The 19018-nt window shown below is 69.9% G+C and carries 17 protein-coding genes; 8 read left to right on the top strand and 9 right to left on the bottom strand.

The window, feature by feature from the left end; translation table 11 throughout:
- Window positions 1–22 precede the first annotated feature (22 nt).
- The 6 genes from ACIBAF_RS41480 to ACIBAF_RS41455 all read right to left on the bottom strand — a co-directional run bounded on the left by ACIBAF_RS41480 (window position 23) and on the right by ACIBAF_RS41455 (window position 7116).
- Window positions 23–1129, bottom strand: coding sequence for a hypothetical protein (locus tag ACIBAF_RS41480; protein ID WP_399470623.1), 1107 nt, complete (start codon window positions 1127–1129; stop codon window positions 23–25).
- Window positions 1130–1377: 248 nt separating this feature from the next.
- Complete coding sequence (locus ACIBAF_RS41475; protein WP_399470621.1) at window positions 1378–2412, bottom strand: TniB family NTP-binding protein; 1035 nt, start codon at window positions 2410–2412, stop codon at window positions 1378–1380.
- A complete protein-coding gene (locus ACIBAF_RS41470; protein WP_399470619.1) occupies window positions 2400–4463 on the bottom strand; it encodes a transposase in 2064 nt (687 codons plus the stop codon). Before ACIBAF_RS41470 ends, ACIBAF_RS41475 begins: the two co-directional genes overlap by 13 nt.
- A 77-nt stretch (window positions 4464–4540) precedes the next feature.
- Window positions 4541–5254: a TnsA-like heteromeric transposase endonuclease subunit gene (locus tag ACIBAF_RS41465; RefSeq protein WP_399470617.1), complete on the bottom strand. Its 714-nt coding sequence runs from the start codon at window positions 5252–5254 to the stop codon at window positions 4541–4543.
- A 417-nt stretch (window positions 5255–5671) separates the two neighbouring features.
- Window positions 5672–6472, bottom strand: coding sequence for a hypothetical protein (locus tag ACIBAF_RS41460; protein WP_399470615.1), 801 nt, complete (start codon window positions 6470–6472; stop codon window positions 5672–5674).
- Window positions 6473–6612: 140 nt separating this feature from the next.
- Entirely contained in the window at window positions 6613–7116 is a 504-nt protein-coding gene (locus tag ACIBAF_RS41455) for a hypothetical protein (protein WP_399470613.1), read from the bottom strand.
- Window positions 7117–8169: 1053 nt separating this feature from the next.
- On the opposite strand from ACIBAF_RS41455, the gene ACIBAF_RS41450 reads away from it, so the two are divergent.
- The 4 genes from ACIBAF_RS41450 to ACIBAF_RS41435 all read left to right on the top strand — a co-directional run bounded on the left by ACIBAF_RS41450 (window position 8170) and on the right by ACIBAF_RS41435 (window position 12493).
- Window positions 8170–8979: a hypothetical protein gene (locus tag ACIBAF_RS41450; RefSeq protein WP_399470611.1), complete on the top strand. Its 810-nt coding sequence runs from the start codon at window positions 8170–8172 to the stop codon at window positions 8977–8979.
- A gap of 74 nt (window positions 8980–9053) precedes the next feature.
- Window positions 9054–9650 carry a helix-turn-helix domain-containing protein gene (locus ACIBAF_RS41445; RefSeq protein ID WP_399470609.1) on the top strand — a complete coding sequence of 199 codons (597 nt, stop codon included), beginning with the start codon at window positions 9054–9056 and terminating at the stop codon, window positions 9648–9650.
- A 27-nt stretch (window positions 9651–9677) separates the two neighbouring features.
- Window positions 9678–11771: a hypothetical protein gene (locus ACIBAF_RS41440; RefSeq protein ID WP_399470607.1), complete on the top strand. Its 2094-nt coding sequence runs from the start codon at window positions 9678–9680 to the stop codon at window positions 11769–11771.
- The gene (locus ACIBAF_RS41435; RefSeq protein WP_399470605.1) at window positions 11771–12493 is read left to right on the top strand and encodes a helix-turn-helix domain containing protein; all 723 of its coding nucleotides are present in this window, start codon (window positions 11771–11773) and stop codon (window positions 12491–12493) included. The genes ACIBAF_RS41440 and ACIBAF_RS41435 overlap by 1 nt, the downstream gene beginning before the upstream one ends.
- Window positions 12494–12967: 474 nt before the next feature.
- Here ACIBAF_RS41435 and ACIBAF_RS41430 read toward each other — a convergent pair whose 3' ends face one another.
- Window positions 12968–13594, bottom strand: a complete 627-nt coding sequence (locus ACIBAF_RS41430; RefSeq protein WP_399470603.1) for a hypothetical protein — start codon at window positions 13592–13594, stop codon at window positions 12968–12970.
- 208 nt (window positions 13595–13802) lie between these two features.
- Complete coding sequence (locus ACIBAF_RS41425; protein WP_399470601.1) at window positions 13803–14837, bottom strand: hypothetical protein; 1035 nt, start codon at window positions 14835–14837, stop codon at window positions 13803–13805.
- A gap of 178 nt (window positions 14838–15015) precedes the next feature.
- Here ACIBAF_RS41425 and ACIBAF_RS41420 point away from each other — a divergent pair, with 178 nt between their 5' ends.
- From ACIBAF_RS41420 to ACIBAF_RS41405, 4 genes are all read left to right on the top strand, one after another.
- Complete coding sequence (locus ACIBAF_RS41420; RefSeq protein WP_399470599.1) at window positions 15016–15279, top strand: helix-turn-helix transcriptional regulator; 264 nt, start codon at window positions 15016–15018, stop codon at window positions 15277–15279.
- A 147-nt stretch (window positions 15280–15426) separates the two neighbouring features.
- Complete coding sequence (locus tag ACIBAF_RS41415; protein ID WP_399470597.1) at window positions 15427–16311, top strand: DUF6083 domain-containing protein; 885 nt, start codon at window positions 15427–15429, stop codon at window positions 16309–16311.
- 2 nt (window positions 16312–16313) lie between these two features.
- A complete protein-coding gene (locus tag ACIBAF_RS41410) occupies window positions 16314–16790 on the top strand; it encodes a hypothetical protein (RefSeq protein WP_399470594.1) in 477 nt (158 codons plus the stop codon).
- Entirely contained in the window at window positions 16787–18256 is a 1470-nt protein-coding gene (locus ACIBAF_RS41405) for a UvrD-helicase domain-containing protein (RefSeq protein WP_399470592.1), read from the top strand. Before ACIBAF_RS41410 ends, ACIBAF_RS41405 begins: the two co-directional genes overlap by 4 nt.
- 133 nt (window positions 18257–18389) lie before the next feature.
- Here the strand turns inward: ACIBAF_RS41405 and ACIBAF_RS41400 are convergent, their stop codons facing one another.
- Complete coding sequence (locus ACIBAF_RS41400) at window positions 18390–18713, bottom strand: hypothetical protein (RefSeq protein WP_399470590.1); 324 nt, start codon at window positions 18711–18713, stop codon at window positions 18390–18392.
- Window positions 18714–19018: the final 305 nt, after the last annotated feature.

Here is a 19018-nt window from a genome sequence, read left to right as displayed (position 1 = left end):
CACGTGACGCAACCGGCGCTGACTACTGCACACCGCCTACGTCACCGAGGCGGCACAAGCGCGCCGTGTCGGCAAGGACAGTCACCGGCATGGCGTCGTCCGGGACAGCGCGCGGGGCGGCCCAGGGTTCCCAGCCGCCGGTCAGGGACGCGGCCTTGGCCTCCTCGACCACGAAGCGGGAGCGGCGGTCGGTGAGGAACCGGGCGCGGTTGCTATACCCGGTGGGCCGGGCCGCCGACTGGTGCACCGACCACAGCGCGTCACCGTTGGCTCCGTCCGCGGATTTGAGCAGCCACCGCTGGAGCGGATCGGTCCGGGCAGCCTCCCGGGAGCCGATCCGGGTGCAGGCCGCGAGCCAGTCCGCGAGCCATGGCCTGTCGACCCGGCGGCCGATCTCCTTCAGTAGCATCGTCGCGGCGGCGGCCGTTCCCGTCGTCGTGGTGGCCGCGCGCAGTCGCTGCTGCCAGCGTGGGTCGCCCAGCAGCCGGGCGATGACAATCGTTTCCGGATAGGTCAGCAGCGCATGTGGTACGACAGCTGCCGACGTGCATCCCGTGGCCGCGGTCAGCCGACGCGCCCGATCCTGCCAGACCCTCTCAAAGTTCCATCCCTGCACCTGCCACGACCACACCACCGCTGCGGCGAGAGACACTACCTGCTCGGCCCGCGGGTGAGCCCGTACCAGAGCGGCGTGACGGCGGTGAGCAGCAAGTACCTCTGGCAGGGTCTGCAGCGGAATACTCGCTGGCCGCTCCGTGTGCGCGAGGAGCCAGCGCCGGTGGCGCCGACACACATGTCCGGCGGCTCCCGGGTACACCAGCACGCCCTGCCCGGGCCGCCAGGCCCGCGCCGTGCACGGAGGGCAGGCCCCCACCCATGCCCCGCACGGCCCGTACCAGGCGGCCCGCCGGACCTCGTCGTCCACGAGCCGGCTGTGAGGGGCGGCGAGGTTGGGCAGCAGGACGGGGAGCCGGGGCAGGCCGGAGAACCGGGCCAGTACCACCTGCGCGGAAGGGCTGAGGAACAGTTCAAGACCAGTGGCCGGGGTGTTCGTCACCTTCACGCCGTGCGGGCTGCCCAGGATGCCTCGCAGCAGGTCCTGGGCGGACAGGCCGAACCCAGCGGCCATTCTGCGCAGCCATGAACCGGTCAATTCCCCCTTAACGGGCCGGAGTCGAGCCGATAGGGACACTGGCAGAGGGGATGCCACCAGGTAGGTCCTTTGCGTAGACAGCAGGGGGCGGCGCGGACCGGGGCAGGTCAGCAGGTGCGCGTTCCGCCAGAAGGGGAGGAAGACCACGGGATCGTCGGGTAAGGCAGACTTGCGGTGATGCGGCCATGAGGTCGCCTCACCACAAGCCTGCGTGGGCCAGTCGACTAGCGGTCGGGGCTTCGCCTGCGCGTGGCGCGTGTCGCGTTCGTGGCCTGAACGTCGAGCACCACCAGCGACAGCAGACGCTTCGTGATCCTGAAGCTCCCGTCCAAGATGGAGCGGATTGCAGCCTCCCGGACGAGGAGGGACAGACTGGCCATCACACCGCCAGTGAGCAGGTGAATGTAGTCTGCGTGGCGAACCAGCGTCCCGGGCCGGTGATGGGCCAGCCGCAACGCCCCCTCCATGCCTTGCAGCAAGTTGCGCCACACAGTCTTCTGCCCAGGGGTGCCGTTGAGCAGCGGGGGAGTACGCAGGAGCTTGCACCGGGCAGCGAGTTGGGCGCCGCGGGGCCCGGTCAGCAGCGGTGAGTGCTCCACATCGACACCGGCCAGCACGAACGTCACGGGCAACCGCTCGCCCAGGGTCTTGAGCTGGTCGGAGGTGTCAGCGCCGGGCTGGATGCGGGTGTTGATCAGATGGACGTCGTCGATGAACACCACCCGGGTGCGCCGCTCACACAGCACACGGCACACGGCATCAGTGATCGTATACTCGGTCATCCCGTCGTGGACGGGGATACCGGCGAACCGGGCGAGGACCTGGACCAGACTCTTGGGCGTATACCTGGCCGGGATGGAGGCGAACGCCACGGGCATGTACTCCTCCCGCCCCGGCCGGCGGCGCCGCTCGCTGCGTTCGAAGGACCGGGCAAGTTCCGCGAGTGTGGTCGACTTGCCTGCCCCGGGAGGCCCGGACACGATCACGCCTCGCCGGGCAGTGTACCGCTGCCGGTTGTTCACCAGCAGCGTGCGCCTGAGCTCGGTCAGCGCCTCGTCCATCGCGGGTGTCTTCAGGATGACGAACTCTGAGTGGTAGTCCAGCAGCGCCTTGCGGGTCCAGGACGGATCGTCCACCGGTAGCGCGATCACGCGCGGGCGCACCACGTCCGCCCACCACAGCACGCAGTTCGTGACCGCAGCGGGAACGACCTCGTCGTCGAAGAAGTCGTCGTCTGCGGCGAAGGTTACGGCAGCCACTGGTCATCCTCCGCAGGCATGTCGCTGAGGACGAGGGACCCACCGTCGCCCTGGCCGGTTTCCGGCTCGTCGTCCGGGACGGCGAAGACGTCGTCGTCCTCGTCGGGGATGGTCTCGTCGTCGATCTCGGGCGCCGCGTAGACGCCGGCCAGGCCGAACGACACCGTGGGCACGTCCAGGATGTTGACCTCACCCGCGGGCGCTGGCACTGCGCCTGACGCACGGGACTTCGCCACCACCCGCAGCTCAGCGGCCGACAGTTTCTCCTTGCCGGCGGCCTTTCGCAGGAACCGGTCCAGGGCCAGGGCCAGTTCGGCCTCGTGTTCCTCGCGTGGGCCGGTGCGTTCGACGACCTTGCAGATGTGCTCCCAGACGTGGTGGGTGAACGGGAGGCTGACCGAGGTGGCATGGATCCATGCCACCTCACGAAACCCCTCCGGCAGCCGGACCCAGATCCGGACGGGGTCGTAGGGGTTGTAGTGCACCTCCCACAGCCCCTTCTCCGAGGCCACCCCAGAGTGCTGCCCGCGGTGGCCGTTGAGGCAGGAGTCGTCGTAGGTGCGGTAGTCGAACCGGATGCCGGCATCCGTGATCGCCTGCCAGCGCACCGGCAGCAGCTCCACGAAGTCGTCCGTACTCAGCGGCACCGGCACGTACCCCGTCACGGGAAGCAGCGCCGCCCACATCTGGTTGGGCGTGAGAGCCTTCTTCGGCATCAGCGGGTGGCGCAGACCTTCGTGCGGGCGGTGGTGCCAGTGCACGAGGAACTCCTCCCACAGCGCCTGCATCTCCGCCACGGTCCGTAGCGGCTCCTTCTCCACCTTGGAGCCGCGCTCACTCACGTTCGAACCGGTAAAACCCGCCAGCCACTGACAAAACAGTGAATTGATCGAGCCGAACGGCCGTTCCACATGGCCCTTGGCCGGTCCATTGGCTGGAGGCACGGGCTGCAACGAGATGCCCAGGCTCTCGCACGCGGCCTGGGTGGCGGGCGAGACGAACACCTTGCCCTGGTCCACCACGACCGTCTCGGGCACGATGACCGGACGGGCTGCCGCATCCTTCAGCCGCTCGTCCATACCGGTCAGTCGCTCGTGCGGCACGACCGACGCGGCCATCGACAACGAGGCGTCCCAGCCGGGCCGCATCGTCATTGGCGTCATCATCTGCGCCAACAGCACTGCCACGTCAGTCAGTTTGCTCCCCGCCGGCCGCAGCACCCCCCACAGTCCGCGCATCGCCACATCAACAGCGGTGGTCAACTCCAGACGCCCGACCACCCCGTCGTCGAGGACCACCAGCACGTCCATGGGGGAACTGTCCAGCATCACGATCTCACCCGGGCGCAGCGCCAGCGTCGGCTTGAACGGCGGGGTCGGACGCGCAGCGCGGGCACGCCGCTGCGCCACCGTCCCCTGCAGACCAAGCAGTTCCTCCACGGTGTCAATGAGCTTGTTGAACGTGGACTTCGGCGGCACCTTGACCGTCCGCTCACCATGCTTGGCATCAAGCCACCACCGCACCTCCCGCCGCATCCGCGTCTTCCACCCCCGTGAACGGGAGCGAAAGGCCTCCTTGGCCAGCAGCGTGCGCAGCGCCTCGATGAGCAGGGGATCGGCCCGGGCCAACCGCGCCGAGCAGCCGCGTTTTTTGACCAGCCCCCACACCCCGTCCGCACGGTAGCGTGCACGCCACCTGCGCACCGTTGCCCGGCTCACGCTCACCCAGCCCAGCGCGGCCAGTTCATCGGCCTTCGCCTGCTCGCGCTGGGCCAGCGTCGTGGAATCCGGGTCGTACTGAGGCCTCACCGGGCCCTCGCCGTCCGGTGTGGGATGCCCGGTCTCCACCTCGCGGACGTGCCGTTCCACGGCGAACGCCCGCCATTGCTCGTCTTCGGGCACGGTCGACAGCAACCCCATCTGCGGCACCCTCAGACGTGCCGGACCAACCAGACTGAAAGAAGGATCACCGAACAGTTCGGCCAGGCCGAACACCGCCAGACCGTCTTCCCCCTCTTCCCCGGCCAGCCAGATCCGGGCTCCGGAGGTCATGGTCGCCTCGACACCAGCAACGGTCCACTCCCGGCCGCCGCACGTGATGGCAGTGCCGACCTCGAGTACCGGCCGGCTCACCGTCCGGCCCCCGTCGGGGAGGCCACCGCGATGGCCCGCTCGTGCAGCGGACGGTCCAGTGGCGCACTCAGCACACAGGCCCACAGGGCATGGAAAACCATAGGCCACACCGCGATCGGATCTCCCAGCAACCGCACTCCCTTGACCAGAGCCAGCGGCGTCCGGAAGCGCTCGGCCACCTCCGCCAACCGGCCCTGCGCACACCGCGGATGCCGGTAGCCGGCAAGCCAGCGCACGTTGGCCTCCACCACGGGTGCAGGGGGCCCGACCAGCCGGTAATGCCACCCTGCAGCACACGCCGCCGCCTCGACATGCGCGGCCCGCCGGACCAGACGCCGACCCGCTCCGAACCGGCCTGCGCAGTCCACCAGCAGCCCGCTGCCGTCGGCCAGCCGCGCCATCAGATGCGGCGCATGCGACACGGTCTTCCCGCCCCGGCCCCGCCACAACAGTTCCACCGGCCGACAAGCCAGCGCCACCACGCCCGGATCATGGTCAAGCATCATGACCTGCGTGCGCATGGCCTTGAAGCCGTAGTGCACCAGACGGCGGTCGGTCGCCGACCACCACCAACCCGGTGCCACCCGGCGCCCCTTCAGCACCGGAAACCTCTGAACCGGCAGGCACCCCTCCAGCCGCCGCTCGCCAGCGGCCTCCAGCCACGGCACCTCATGCTCGATGCCGGAGGAGTCCACGAACCGTGCGGTCACGTGAGCCGGATCCACCAGGCGACTCCGGACGCGGGATGACGGGACAGACACAGACTGCTGCCTTGCAGGGGATGCAGTGGACACAAACAACTGCCTTTTCAAGAGAAGAATTCAGGATGGGTGGGGCCGTTCCGGTCTGGCGGTACGGCCTGCGGTGCCAGTGCAGCGGCGCAAAACGAGCTGCCCCGGACCGGCGGCCGCGCCAGACGGACCGCACCGGTCGGTGGGCATACGCCCAAGGACGGTCAGGGGAGCGCCAAATCAGCGCAGTGGCACACCAGTTCGCCAAGGTGGGCAGAGCTGCGGCCGGCGGATGGCCGCAAGCCCTTCACACCACGGAGCAGGACCGCCAGGACGGCACGATGGCAGTGAGACGGACGACCGCGGCACCACACCGGCCGCGGAACGCCGGTGGAATCAGGCCGGGGTGAACTCGAGCACCTGGGCCAGGTTGTCGAGCACGGCACGGTAGCGCTCGGGAGAAAGCTTCCTCAGCTGGCTGTTGGTCATGCCCATCAAGGTGTCCAGCTCAGGCTCGGGCTCCGGCTGCTCCGGTCCGACAGTCGGTGCAGGGTCTCCTGCGCCCTCCGGGCTGGCCGCCGCCCTCAGGGCCGGGGCCGGCCACACCAGGCCCTGCCGGTCGCGGTGCACCAGCAGCGCCAGCGCCAGCCACTCGACCAGATACACCCCGCGTCGAGGCTTTCCGGGCAGACCGTGCTGGAGGTACCTCGCCAGCTCATCCACCGGCATCGGGCCCGCACGCAGCACTTCCCACGTTTTCGCCGTCGACCAGTGGGCAAGGAACGGGGCCTGCAGCTGCAACCGCGCGTGCGTCTCGTCCTCCCGCCACCGCTGCGCGATGGCCCACCCTGCCTCGGTGACAACGAACTTGCCCCGCTCGCCGGTGAACAAGCCGATCTGGCTGCAGAACCGCAGCGTTTGGGTGGCGGTCTCGGTCGTCACCCCCTCATCGCGCGCCAGATCCGCGCTGGCGACGGTGCGGCGCTCCTTGCCGCTCCTGTCGGCACCAGCCAGTACGAGAGACACCTGACGCTGGAGGCTGGCACGGTCAGTCGGGATCGTCCGCTCAGTGCACGAGGCGGGAGAGGCGGTCACGTTCCCCAAGGCATCCGAGAAGGCTGTGCCGGAAGGGGGCGTGGAATCGGGGTGGGAGAACAGATCTTCCATGGGCGTGAGGTCTTTCTGGTTCTGTTGCACGTAGGAATGACACGCAGCGCCCTGCTCCCAGCACGCTGGGTATAGTGGCGGCGCGCGTAGGCGTGAGGCCGAACATGCGCACCGTGACACCGCCGGGGCTTCCAGACACCGGCGGTGTTCACGCATGCTCAGCCGGACGATTAGGGACTGTCGGCGATGGCCCACTTTCCGGCGAGACGGTAGACACCGACGCGCGGCTGCGTGAGCAATCCCCGCGTCTTCAGGCGCACCAGTGTCTTACTCACGTTTTTGACCTTCACGTCGGGACACATCTTCGTGATGTTGTCCGTGATCTCTTTCGTCGTGGCCCCTTCCTGCTCCAGGAGAAGCGCACGGATCGCTTCGGGCACCGTCATGCGTGCACGGGGATCCCCGCCGTGGCCCGTCTCTCCGGCGGCTCCGGGACTCGCGTCCGAGCCTGCGGCAGTGCCGGTCTGACGTCGTTCAATCTGCCGATCGACAGCAGCGAGCAGCCCTCCGGAGCTGTGCGCCCTACCGGCAAGGACCTCTTCCTGGCTGCGCACTGCGGACAGTTCGCTTTCGAGTTCCTGCCTGCGTCGGCTCGCTGCTTCGAGCAGCGCGCTGTCTTCCATCGCCAATTCGGCGACCTGGAGCCGCATACGGCGCAGGGCGCGCAACTGCACAGTAAGTCCCTCCTTCCGGGCGGTGAAGAGGCCCTTTGCAGGGCGCGAGTCTAGGGGCACATCCGCTGCGCATGCGTCCACCGCGGGACGGCACAAGTCGCTGTCCTCCGCACACCCCCCGCTCCCCACCGCTTCCACCTGCGGAAACGAACACACGCCCCACAGGCGCAGCTGACCAGGAAGTACGTCGTACGAGTGAGCCGAGCCGCACGCTGAGCAGGACACAGCTTGACGCCGCGAGAGAAAGGGGCCCTGGCAGCTGCACGTCAGCCGGAGCTGTGCCCTCAGACGGGGAGGAACGGACACGGCGCACCCGGGATCACGAGGGTGCCCAGCAGACCACCGGCGGTAGCCCGGCGGGCCCAGCCCCCTGCCGTAGGGCGGCGCCCTGCTCGCCTGGCCGTACCTAGGCTGGGCGCTGTCCGCATGTGTACCAGTGAAATCGTGCCTGCTCAGGCCGAGTTCGCGCCGGCGCGGAGCACCCTTCAGTGAAGACTGCTGAGTCCCTGGCACTGCTCCGGCGCGTAGTGAAGGACCTTCGTGAGGCCACATCCGCCACCGATCCGCGGTCCAAAGGGCATCGGGCTAGAGCTGTAGCGCTCTGTGCTCAAACTGTCGGGACAGTCAGCACACACCGCGCGGTCAGGCGGCACTCCGGACAGTTGAACTGGTGTTCCAGTGCTGCCCCTTTGGGCTGGTGTCCGATGTCGGCATCTGCCGGTATCGGCGCAGGTCACAAACTGTGCACGTGAGAAGAATCGTTCCCCGTGCACAGGACTGCCGACCGCTGTTCGGGCATGCTGGCAGCGTGGCGAAGCAGGTGACCACACCCCGCTCGCTACCACCGCGTGACGCTGGGACGAGGCTGGCGGAAGCCTTCCCCCATCGCGTCGCGCGACAGTACTGGCCGGGCGTTTGGCCTGCTCGGTCGACATTTTAAGGTCCGCAGCGGCCTTCTGTGTTTTGGCCGAATTGGATTCTTTCTCTCCCGCCCCGCGCTGCGACCCGCCACCGTCGGCACGCCAGCGCATCGACACGTCTGGCAGACACGATATGGACTCGCTTTCCACCGCCCAGGACGACCTGCTCACACGGGGGCCTCGGCCCCCGGAGTCTTTGCTTCCCCCGCCCGCCGAACGGCAATGCCTCCGCGAGCGGTGGCCAGCGACGATCGAGGAGGTCGCCGACGCCCTCAACGTCGAGCCCGAGATCATGGCCGCCTGGGAGGCTGGCCAGCACACCGCAGACCCGGCCGACACCTACGCCTACCTGAGCCTGCTCAACGCCTTCCGCGACCAACTCCCCACCGGCCACGAGCCGGATTGGGCAGCCCTGCGTAACCCGCCAACGCCACCGGGCCGGACCGGTGCCGCCCGCACGATCCCCGCGCAAGCGACCGCAGAGCACGCGGCGGCCAAACCGGCCCGCCGCGGAGCCCCCTGGACTCAGGACGAGAGGAACTGGCTGCGCACCGCATTCCTCGACGGCGCCCCCGTCCCGGACCTGGCCGAATCCCTGGGACGCAGCGAGAAGTCCGTGCGCTGGGTGCTGTACAGGCTGCGCCTGATCCCTTTCCCGGCCGACGACGTACCGGCCACGCACGCCAGGCCGGAAAAGCCCAAGGCCTACACCGTGGAGGAAAAACGCAGGATCCACCCCAACGCCTACGCGCCGTGGAGCGCCGAGGACGAACAACTGCTGGCCGAACGCTGCGCACAGGGCGTGTCCTTGGCCGAGCTATCCCGGGAATTCGGCCGCAACCCGGGAGGCATTGCGTCCCGCCTTGTCAAGATCGATGCAGTCGGCCCGGCTGCCGAAGAAGCCTGGGAGCACGGGGGAGATGAACCCGTCACGGCTCTTTGACACCGCATCCTCCAATCCCTAAAATCAATGCCGAATCAGATATCGAAGTCGGCATGTAAGGATGGTGTGGTTCAGTGCTGCTGACGACCGGGCAGGCAGCCGAGGAGCTGGGATGTGCCGTCACCACCCTCCGGCGCCTCGTCAACGCCGGCCTGCTGCCCGGCCTGTCCCACCGCGGCGTACGCGTGATGATCCCTCTCGCCGCGGTGCAGGCCCTCAGCACCCGTCGGCAGGCGGCCCTGGGCCAGGTCGAGGCCACAGAGATCGCCGTGCTGCGCGTCGACGCGGCCCGCCGGGTCGGCGAACCGGACCGGGAGTGGATCGGCTTCGCCGCCACCCTCGGCCCCGATGACCTCCTCAAAGCGCTGCGCGGCTGGTGGCGATGCGACCCGGCCGGCGTCGCCGCCGGGGGAGTGGTGCCGGTGACCCTGTCCGGCTATGTCGTGGCCGTCCTGACCGGCCTGCACTCATGGGAGAAGAACACTGAAGGCCGGCACGCCTTCCCTGACGCCCGGCTGGCCGGCTACGTCACCGACCTGTCCACCCCCCACACCGTCATCACCTCCCGCACCCGCGGCGACCGCAGGCTCGCCGAACTGCTGCTGGGTACCCGGCTCGCCTCCCACTCGGGCGGGGCGATCGCCTACGTCCCCACCCGCACCGCCGGCTGATCCCGCGCTTTGGACAAGGAAGCTTTGATGGACGTACAGAGCTATAACGCCGCGCTCACCGAACTGCGCACCGTGCGCGACAAGATCAAGAAGGTGCGGGCGGACCTGGCGAAGCTGGAAGCCGAACGGGACCAGCAGATCACCCAACTGGCCACCTATGACAAGGCGAAGGCCGAGCGGATCGCCCCGGCCGCCGGAATGAGCGTGGCCGACGTCGTCACCCTCGTCCCCGCCCTGGCCCCCGAAACCCTCGCCGGGCACGGCGCCGCCCCGGCACAGCCCCCAGCCCCCGAGGACACGGCCGTGCCCGGCAGCTCCGCGTCGCAGCCGGCCGCGCAGCCCGGCGCGGCGGCATCGGTGACCGACGCCGCCCACCAGCAGCCCGCACCCTCCATCGCCGCACCCACCCCGCTGGCACCTGTCGCAGCGGAGGCGCCGCGGAGCCTGCCCTCCATCCCTGAAGGGCAGACGGGCGACGCCCACTTCTCCCACACCGCGAATCTGGCCTCCACCCGGCCCAACTTCACCCAGCAGGCCCGCTCCACCGTCTTCCTCGACACCGTCACCGGCGTCCTGGTCCACCGCAACCAGACCCACCGCCTCGACCTCGGCAACCGGTCAGCCGGCGCCATCCTCGCCGCCGTCTTCCACACGATTCCCGAAGGCGCCGAGCGGATCTACATCACCGCAGGCGACCCCTGGCACCAGGACGCAGACCGCTACCCCTACCTCCGTGACGCGGTCGCCGCCTGGCTGAACGCCCCCATCCCGGGCTGGCGCACCGACACCGGCCGCGGCCGCGACCGCATGGCCGGACACTTCGTCCACGCCCGCAGCCCCGTCGGCCGCTACCAGCGCGAGGGCGGCGAACAGCATGTGGAGATCCGCTCGGTGGGGGAGTGGTTCGACGCCGACGGCGATGACCCGGCCACCGTGCGCGACGCGTTCGTGCTGCTGTGGCAGGCCCTGCGCCGCCACTGGGACGACGCCGTGATCATGGGTTCTCCCTCCCAGACCGGCCGCGACCTGTGGACCCGCACCATCCCCGCCCGCGGCCAGCACGCCGACGGCTTCCCCGTGCTGTCGGAGGAACTGCGCGGCCTGCTGCACGCCACCGCTGGCCAGGGACGCAACGAACTCATCCTCCCGCCGCGCGTGCCCGAGCAACTGCCCCAACTCGTCGAATATGACCGTACCTTCGCCTACGCCAAGCACACCTGGAAATCCCCCGTCGGCACCCCCCGCCGCATCACCGCCGCCACGTTCGCCGCCTGGAGCGAGAAGGAACAGACCCGCGCCCTGTACGGCTGCGGTCACTGGCAGGTCCGCGTCACCGTCCCCGACGCCTGGAACCATGTCGGCCTCCTCCCCGCACCCGCACCGGGCGAGCGGGCCTGGCACTACCCGGCCGAGCCCGGCACCACATTCACCACCTGGGCCGGCGGACCCGAAGTCCACACCGCCCTGACCAACCCTCTCTCGCCGTGGAAGGTCGAGATCCTCGACGGCATCCTGTGGGACGACGGCAAACCCCTCGACGACTGGGCCAAGAAACTCAAAGAAGCCTGGACCAACCTCTCCGCCCAGGCCCACTTCCAGGGCAACCCGCAGCAGGCACGCGCCGCCCGACTCGCCTCCCGTGCTGTGCGCTCCATCCTCCTGTACGGCATCGGAACCTTCGCCCAACGCCCCCGCATGGTCACCGGTACCACCCCCCGCCCCCTGGAGCGCGACATCCCGCCGGACGCCGAAATCATCGGCTTCGACGACGAACTGATCACATGGCAACGGCCCACCGGATTCTCCCGCGACCCCAACGCCCACCCCGAATGGGCCGCCGCGATCTGGTCCGGTGCCCGCGCCGCCCTGCTCACCCAGCGCCACCGCGAGGACGACGCCTGCGCCGGAGCCCTGCACACCCCGCCCGGCAGTGTCATTGCCTTCCGCACCGACGCCCTCTACCTCACCCAGCCCCAGAACTGGCCGCATCACCACCAGCCCGGTGACTACCTCCTGCGCGGACAGCTCACCGGACCCCTCACCGCACCCACCACCGAGGACGAACTCCTCGCCCTGCGGGACGCCGGACGCGCCGCCCTCGCCACCGGGCAGGAGGCCTGATGCCGCCCCGCGCCCGCCGCAACAGCCCCGGCACCCAGGGCGAGTTGAACGAAGCCGCCCAACTTGCCGGCCGCCTCCAGCAGGCCGGCTACACCAAACGCGACATCGCCCGCATCATCAACCGAGATCCCTCCCTGGTCTCCCAGTTCTACACCAGGAACAAGGGAGCGGCCTTCGTCCCCGCCCTGCGCGAAGTCCTCACCGCCATCGAGACCGCAGGCATCACCGACCTACCCGAACTCGCGGCCCTCGCCGCCCGCCACACCCACCGGCGCACCACCGCCTCCGGCACCCGCGCCCGGGTCCGCGGCAAGGCCCTCCTGATCACCCCCACCGGCTCCGGCACCGGCCGCGTCGGCGCCCAGGCCATCGCCTCCGGCTCCGCCCGCCTGCGCCCCCTGATCGCCGAAGCCGCCCGCCTGGGACTGCGCCTGGCCTTCACCGTCCGCCTGGCCAAGACCGGCTACGTGCACCCTTCCGGCAGCCGCACCGACTCACCCGGCATCCGCCGCGACGTCATCCAGCGCACCGACCACACCGAGGAACGCTCCTACGGCTCCTCCCAGACCGGCGGCTTCGACGCCGCCGACTTCGCCCGCCGCGTGGACGCCGCCGCCGGCGACGTCACTGCCGCCGTGCACCAATGGCTGGTGGAGACCGGACGCATCCACCCGGACGCTCACATCCTCCACCTCGAAATCCGCACCTGGCGCCCACGCTGACCGGCCCGCCCCGGCACACCAACAACCCCTGGCACACCGTCGTGCAGACGTGCCGGCGACGGACAGCGGCAAGTTGAACGCCATGGTGCTGTTGTTGGGGGAACGTGTGAGGGCTGCGGTCGCCGCCCTCACGCAGTTGGCGGGGGAGACACAGGCCGATCTCGCTGCGGCGCTGGGGTCAGCCAGGCCCAGGTCAGCCGCAGCCAAGCCGGTACCGCGGCCTGGCCCCTGGACGACTGCGACCGTGTGGCAGCCCACTACGCCATTGACGTACTTGACCTCCTGGCCGGCCCCACCCACGCGTGCGAAGGCCTGCCGCCGACGCGTCGACGCACCCCCCAGCGTCAGTAGCCGTATCCCACCGCGCTCACCAGCCTGACGTATGGGACGGCCGTGCGGGCCGCCACGGGCGTCGTTGAGCCGGCGCGGCCGGAGACGGCCGGTTCCAACAGAGCTGTGGCCCGCGCGTGGTTGTCAGGCGGTGGGCTGTGCCGCCGGTTCGTCCTGCGGGGCGGGCTCGGCGGTGTCCGGGGCGGTGTAGAAGACGGACCGGCCCTGCTTGGTGCGCTGGGCCTGGCTCTTGGCCACCAGTCCTTCGAGCGTGAGACGCACGATCTTGGTCTTGATCTCACGCTCGGGATGCTGCTGTTCCAGGACGCTGGCGATCTCGGCGGCGGAGCGGGGCTCGTGCTGGCCGGTCAGGTGTTCGCGGACGAGCCCGACGAGCTTAGGCTGGGGCGACTGTGCGGTGGGTGAGGCAGCGGCGCTCTTCTTGCCGGTTCTCTGCTGCGACCCGGCGGACTTCCTGGCCCGCGTCCGCTGGTCCGCACCCGGTGTGGCCGCAGTCTTCCTCTTACGGGCAGCGGGCACTGCCGCGACAGTCTCTCGGGCAGGCTGGGCGGGGGCCGCCGGGATACCGAGGGCCTGCTGGATGTTCACCAGAACTGCGTGGTCCTGCTGCAGGGCAGCCAACTGCGCCTGCAGTGCCTCGATTTCACCACCGATACGCTCCTGTTCCTTGAGGTTGCGCTCAAGGTCGCCGGCCACCTGTGTGCTGTACTGCGAGGTCAACTCGGTGGTGGCGGCAGTGGTTTCGGACATGGTGCTCACACCCTTTCCCGGATGTCACGGCAGGCGTATGGCAGGCTGCGGCCTGTGCGGAATCTCGTGCGTGTGGTGCGCAGCCTGGTGACGTGTGAGCAGTAGTGGGTTACTGCCGCACAGCTACGTCGTAGCGATAGTACGGAAGACATGCGCATTGTTCTCTCCTGCATGGCTGAAATTCAACAGATGCGAAGCCCGGCCCCGGTCAGTGAGCAGACTTATGTGGAGCACCGGGGGCGCCGCGCGGAGGCAAAGCCGGTTGCCAGCGCACCTCATCGGTCTCCCGCTGGTGGTGCCACGCCGACAGGATGCGCCTGGCCACCAGCCGGTCGAGAAGCTCTCCGGTCTGCTGGGGCGAGTGCCCGCACAAGCGGGCGATGGCGGCCAGGTCAGGGGCGGGACCGGCCGGGACGGTGTGGGCCGCCAGTACCAGGGCGGCCAGCCGTTCCGAGGGTGCTGCCGCCGCCGTTGCGGCAAACGGGCTGGGCCGCAGCGCCCAGTGGGCAGCACGCCTTCGGGCACTGGGACCCCAGGCCTGGTCCAGTACCACGTCGTCGAGCAGCCGCCCCCGCAGACCCGCTGCCCGGGGATCGGGCAGGTCAAGCCAGCCGCCCTGTGCGAGCTCCTGCCGCACCTCCGGGCGCCGGTGCAGGCGCATGCCGCGCAGCAGACCGGCAGGCAGGTAAGCGAAACCGTTCCTGCCGGCACGCAGAACGCACTGCAGGGCCAGCAGCCGGGCGGCGGGGGAAGTGACGCAGGGCAACGCGGACGCGAGGTAGCTGAGCATCTCCCGGACTCGTTGCCTGTGCTCGTCGTCTGTCTGCGGCTGGCGGGCCCGGGCGCGTGTGTCTGCTGGGTGGGGGCTGCACAGGGTGTCCGGCACGACGGCGGTGTGGCTGGTGGCCGCCGTGCATGCCACGCAGGTGTCGGCCAGCCGCCAGGCGCGGCCGCCGCGGTCCCGGGTGAGGGCGAGCAGAACGGGTCCGGCGCAGCCGCGATGGCGGGGGTGCCAACAGCAGCCGCGTTCCCGGCACTGGCAGGTCCGCAGATGCGGCGGCAGTGTGTCGGCGCGGGCATGGCGGGCCAGATGGGCCAGGGCGGCCGAGCGTGCGGAGGAAGCCTGAAAGAAGGGCGTTTGGACGGTGCAGTGAGGACACCAGAGAGAGGGCCTGCCCGCCTGCGGTCGCAGTTCCACCGTCCAGATGCGCCGCACGTGGGTATGCGCGCCGGCAAGCCTCATCGGCTGGGTGTCCTCCCGTCGGTCTGTGTGGCGAAGGCCGGTATCCCCGGCAGCAGGGGCGTCAAGGGGCCCTGCAACCGTAGTGCGGGCCCCTGCACCGTGAACGTCACTCCCGCTCCGACGGAAAGTGCAGGAACTCGCACTGACGGGGCAGGGTACTGCACCGTCGGATGGTGGAGTGACGATCTTGCCGCCCGACCCCGACCTCACTGGACTGCGCGTCGTGCTCGCGCGCCTGCGGGCCGAACGCGGCTGGACCTTCGATGAACTCGCCGACCGCAGCGGCCTGGCCCGGCGCACCCTCATCGACCTCGAACACGGCCGCACCAGCGGCAGTGTCACCACTTGGCACGCTCTCGCCCACACCTTCGGCGTGCCCATCGAGCACCTGCTGGGCGCCCTCTGCGACAACCACACCCTGCCCGGCACGCCCGGCTGCTGACCCCCTTCGTTCCCGAGGGCTGCGCCCGGTTCCAAATCACCCGAACCGACGAGCAGGCGTCAAACACCTGAGCGTCACCCGGTCTGCTTGTTCGAAACCGTTGGGCCGACCGTGGGACATGGCCCTCGACATGCGGTTCGTCCCCGCATGTCGTCTGGCACGGTCCACGCCATGTGCCCCACGCCCTTGCCGGGCTGCCACTGGGACGGCAGCCCACGCGTCGCCCGCCGCCCACGTCCCGTACGGTTGGCCCCCACCAGCCCCAGCCGGCTGCTGCGCGCCAGCCACAGCACCCGCTGCTGGCACTGCGGCCACTGCATCGACCTCCACCAGCGCACCGACCGGGGGCCCGTCGCCCTGCACCCGGCCGAACTCGCTGTCGCCCACGTCCCCGAAGCCTGCCGCTGGCACCTGAGCGGCGGCCTCGCCCACCCCCACGGCGACGGCAGCGCCTGGTGCCGCATCCCGCATGCCGTCCTATGCCCCGCCCGCACCCCCACCTGCCCGTTGAGCTCTTTCCTCACGGACGCCCGCCGCGACCTCGCCGTCCGCACTCGCCGCCACATCGACACCGGCGCACTCACCCCCGCCCCACCACCTGCCGACACCGCCTCACCCGACGATCCGGCCGACACCGGCAGGCCGGTCGTACAGCTCCTGCTCGTGCGCTACCTTGCCCCCGGCCCGCTCGAAGCCATCCGCTGCGTGGCACAGACTCGCCACCGCCACCGCTGCGCCCAGACCGTCCTGACCCGTAAACGGCCCGCTGGCCGCTGGAGACTGCTGCCCACTGACCCCCGCCGCAGCCAACTCGCCCTGCCCGACACGCTGATGGCCGTCTACGACCTCGGCCACCTGCCCCACGCCGAGCAACGGCGCTGGCGGGCCCAGCACTGCCCCACGCATGCCGCGCCACTGGGTGCCGCCGACCTCGCCCTGGTCGCCTGGCGAGTCTTCGACCCCCTGCTGCACGCCGCCCACATCCGCACCCGCCTTCCGCACGCGCCGGCCTCCCCAAGGAGCGAGAGCTGACCGTGCTGCACCACGCCCTGGAAATCACCCTGACCCGCCCCCTCTCGACCAGGGCCCTGCGCCGCGCCGCACGCGAGCTGCCGCTCGCCGCCAACCACGACGCCACCCGGCTCATGACCCTCGTACCGGCCGAAACTCCCCACCAAGCGGCCCGCCGCCTGCGCCACCGGTTCGGCGCACGGCTGCCCATCGACGTGATCACCGCGCACTACCCGGACGCCGACCACACGGTGCTGCTCAACATCGCCTTCCCGCCCGCCGCACACGCCGCCCTCACCGCCGAAGCCCACCGCGTCAACCAGAGCCTGCAGCGCTACGTGGAAGGGGCCCTGCACCGCGCCCTCGCCGAGTACGCGGACCGGGAGACCGACCGCCTCGACCGCGCCGTACGAGAACTGCTGGCCCACACCACCCCCGCCTACCTGCTCTCCGCCGTTGGCCAGGTACTCACCCGGCTCCCCGAGAGGCCCACGCCGTGAACCCGACCGACGAACAGACAGCAGCCGCCGACGCTTTCGCGGCTGGCGACCACCTGGCCCTGCAGGCCGGCGCCGGCACCGGCAAGACCACCACCCTCACCCTCCTCGCCCGCGCCACCACCCGGCGCGGCCGATACCTCGCCTACAACCGGGCCATCGCCCAGGACGCAGCCGCCCGCTTCCCGACAACCGTGCAGTGCAAGACCGCCCACGCGCTCGCCTACGCGGCCGTCGGCCACCGCTACACCCGCCGCCTGAACGCACCCCGCCGCCCTGCCTGGCAGACCGGACAGACCCTCGGCATCACCAAAGCCCTCCGCATCGGGGACCGCGAGATCACCCAAAAGGCCCTCTCCAACGCCATCCTCCGTACCGTCACCCGCTTCTGCCACACCGCCGACGAGGCCATCACCCGCCACCACGTCCCCCACCTGCGCGGCCTGGAAGACACCGATCTGCACGCCCAACTCGCCGCCCAGATCGTGCCGTTCGCCCGCAAAGCCTGGGCCGACCTGCAACACCCCGACGACGGCTGCGTCCGCTTCGACCACGACCACTACCTGAAAATCTGGGCTCTTACCCGGCCGCGCATCCAGGCCGACTTCCTGCTGCTGGACGAGGCCCAGGACACCAACCCCGTGGTCGAGCAGATCTTCCTCGCCCAGCGCGACCACGCCCAGCTGGTCATGGTCGGCGACTCCGCCCAGGCCATCTACCACTGGCGCGGCGCCAAAGACGTCATGACCGGCTTCGACGGCACCCAGCTCGCCCTGTCCCAGTCCTTCCGCTTCGGCCCCGCCCTCGCCGCGGAAGCCAACCGCTGGCTGCACCTCGCCGACGCCCCCATCCGCCTCACCGGCACCCCCGCCCTGGCCACCGAACTCGGCCCCGTCACCCAGCCGGACGCCGTGCTGTGCCGCACCAACGTCGGCGCCATGGCCCAGGTCATGACTCTTATGGCCGCCGGATACCGCGTCGCCCTCGCCGGGGGAGGAGACAGCCTGCAAGCTCTGGCCCTGGCAGCCCGCGACCTCAAAGAAGGCCGCCGCACCCACCACCCCGAACTGATCCTCTTCCCCTCATGGGGCGACCTGCAGGACTACGCCGCCCACGACCCGGCCGGACGAGACCTGCAGCCCCTGGTCAACCTCGTCGACACCCACGGCACCGACGCCATCCTCACCGCCGTCGCCCAGCTCGCCCCCGAACCGCACGCCCACGTCACCGTCTCCACCGCCCACAAAGCCAAGGGACGCGAATGGCCCCGCGTGTTCATCGCGGACGACTTCGCACGCGCCCACGACAACAACGCCAGCGACCAGGCGGACGACACACCACCACCCGACCCCATCGATGACGCCGAAGCCCGCCTGGCCTACGTGGCCGTCACCCGCACCCGCCAACGCCTCGACCTAGGCGGGCTGTCCTGGATCCACGACCACCCCGACGGCACTCCACCCGGTTAGAACAAGCCCTTTCATGAGCCGGAAGTCAACGCCTCGTCGATTTCCGACTTCTGCTGGAGGGCGACTTGAGGCCCACTCCTTGTAGGTGTCGGCGATCGCCGGGGCCCGGGCGCATTGATCCGCATCCGCCACGTTACTGATCGTCGGGACCGGCCCTCCGGCGGCGCCTGGTTCGCCTGGCGGGCCGGGATACGGGTCGAGGACGGCGGCGCCCCTCGGGGCGGATGACCTTGTGGGCGAACGACAGGACTCGGTCGAAGACCTTGAACGCGTTCTTGCGGCGCTCTGGCTTGCTGGACCAGACGGAGGTCACCGCCATGAGCAGCAGGAGGACGCAGCCGAGCACGACGACGACGCCGACTATGCAGACGGCCAGAGTCAGGGCAACAGTGCTGTAAGACACCACCGCGCTAGTGGTGAGCCCAGCAGCAGCGAAGGGGAGCAGGGTGCGGGTCACGGCCGGGTCCTCTCGAGGTCGGTCACCCCAACAGCGGGTGGTCGCCTTCAGGGTTTGGGTCCGGACGGCCGTTCGGCGAGGATTCCGGATGAACCCGAACACTCCTAGGCTTGATCCATCAGAGGTTGCAGCCAGCGCAAGGAACACCGCATGCGAACGGCAGATGCCCCGAAGGTGCCGGTCCAGGTCGTGGCATCGGCACTACTCGAACTGAGTGGACGTTAAGTCCGATCTTCCCCGGTTCGTGATCGCTCGATCGTGGGACTGATACTCGTCCGGGGCGACTGCTCGTCATGCCCATGCTG

The sequence above is a fragment of the Streptomyces sp. NPDC051677 genome (assembly GCF_044453465.1).
Taxonomy (GTDB): domain Bacteria; phylum Actinomycetota; class Actinomycetes; order Streptomycetales; family Streptomycetaceae; genus Streptomyces.
This window is presented reverse-complemented; position numbering and strand designations above follow the sequence as displayed.

What these genes read in the sequence shown, in the direction of transcription:
- ACIBAF_RS41480 (WP_399470623.1), bottom strand. Translation starts at nt 1,129, where the DNA reads ATGGCCGCTGGGTTCGGCCTGTCCGCCCAGGACCTGCTGCGAGGCATC.
- ACIBAF_RS41450 (WP_399470611.1), top strand. Translation starts at nt 8,170, where the DNA reads ATGGACTCGCTTTCCACCGCCCAGGACGACCTGCTCACACGGGGGCCT.
- ACIBAF_RS41415 (WP_399470597.1), top strand. Translation starts at nt 15,427, where the DNA reads ATGTCGTCTGGCACGGTCCACGCCATGTGCCCCACGCCCTTGCCGGGC.
- ACIBAF_RS41430 (WP_399470603.1), bottom strand. Translation starts at nt 13,594, where the DNA reads ATGTCCGAAACCACTGCCGCCACCACCGAGTTGACCTCGCAGTACAGC.
- ACIBAF_RS41435 (WP_399470605.1), top strand. Translation starts at nt 11,771, where the DNA reads ATGCCGCCCCGCGCCCGCCGCAACAGCCCCGGCACCCAGGGCGAGTTG.
- ACIBAF_RS41425 (WP_399470601.1), bottom strand. Translation starts at nt 14,837, where the DNA reads ATGAGGCTTGCCGGCGCGCATACCCACGTGCGGCGCATCTGGACGGTG.
- ACIBAF_RS41440 (WP_399470607.1), top strand. Translation starts at nt 9,678, where the DNA reads ATGGACGTACAGAGCTATAACGCCGCGCTCACCGAACTGCGCACCGTG.
- ACIBAF_RS41470 (WP_399470619.1), bottom strand. Translation starts at nt 4,463, where the DNA reads ATGACCTCCGGAGCCCGGATCTGGCTGGCCGGGGAAGAGGGGGAAGAC.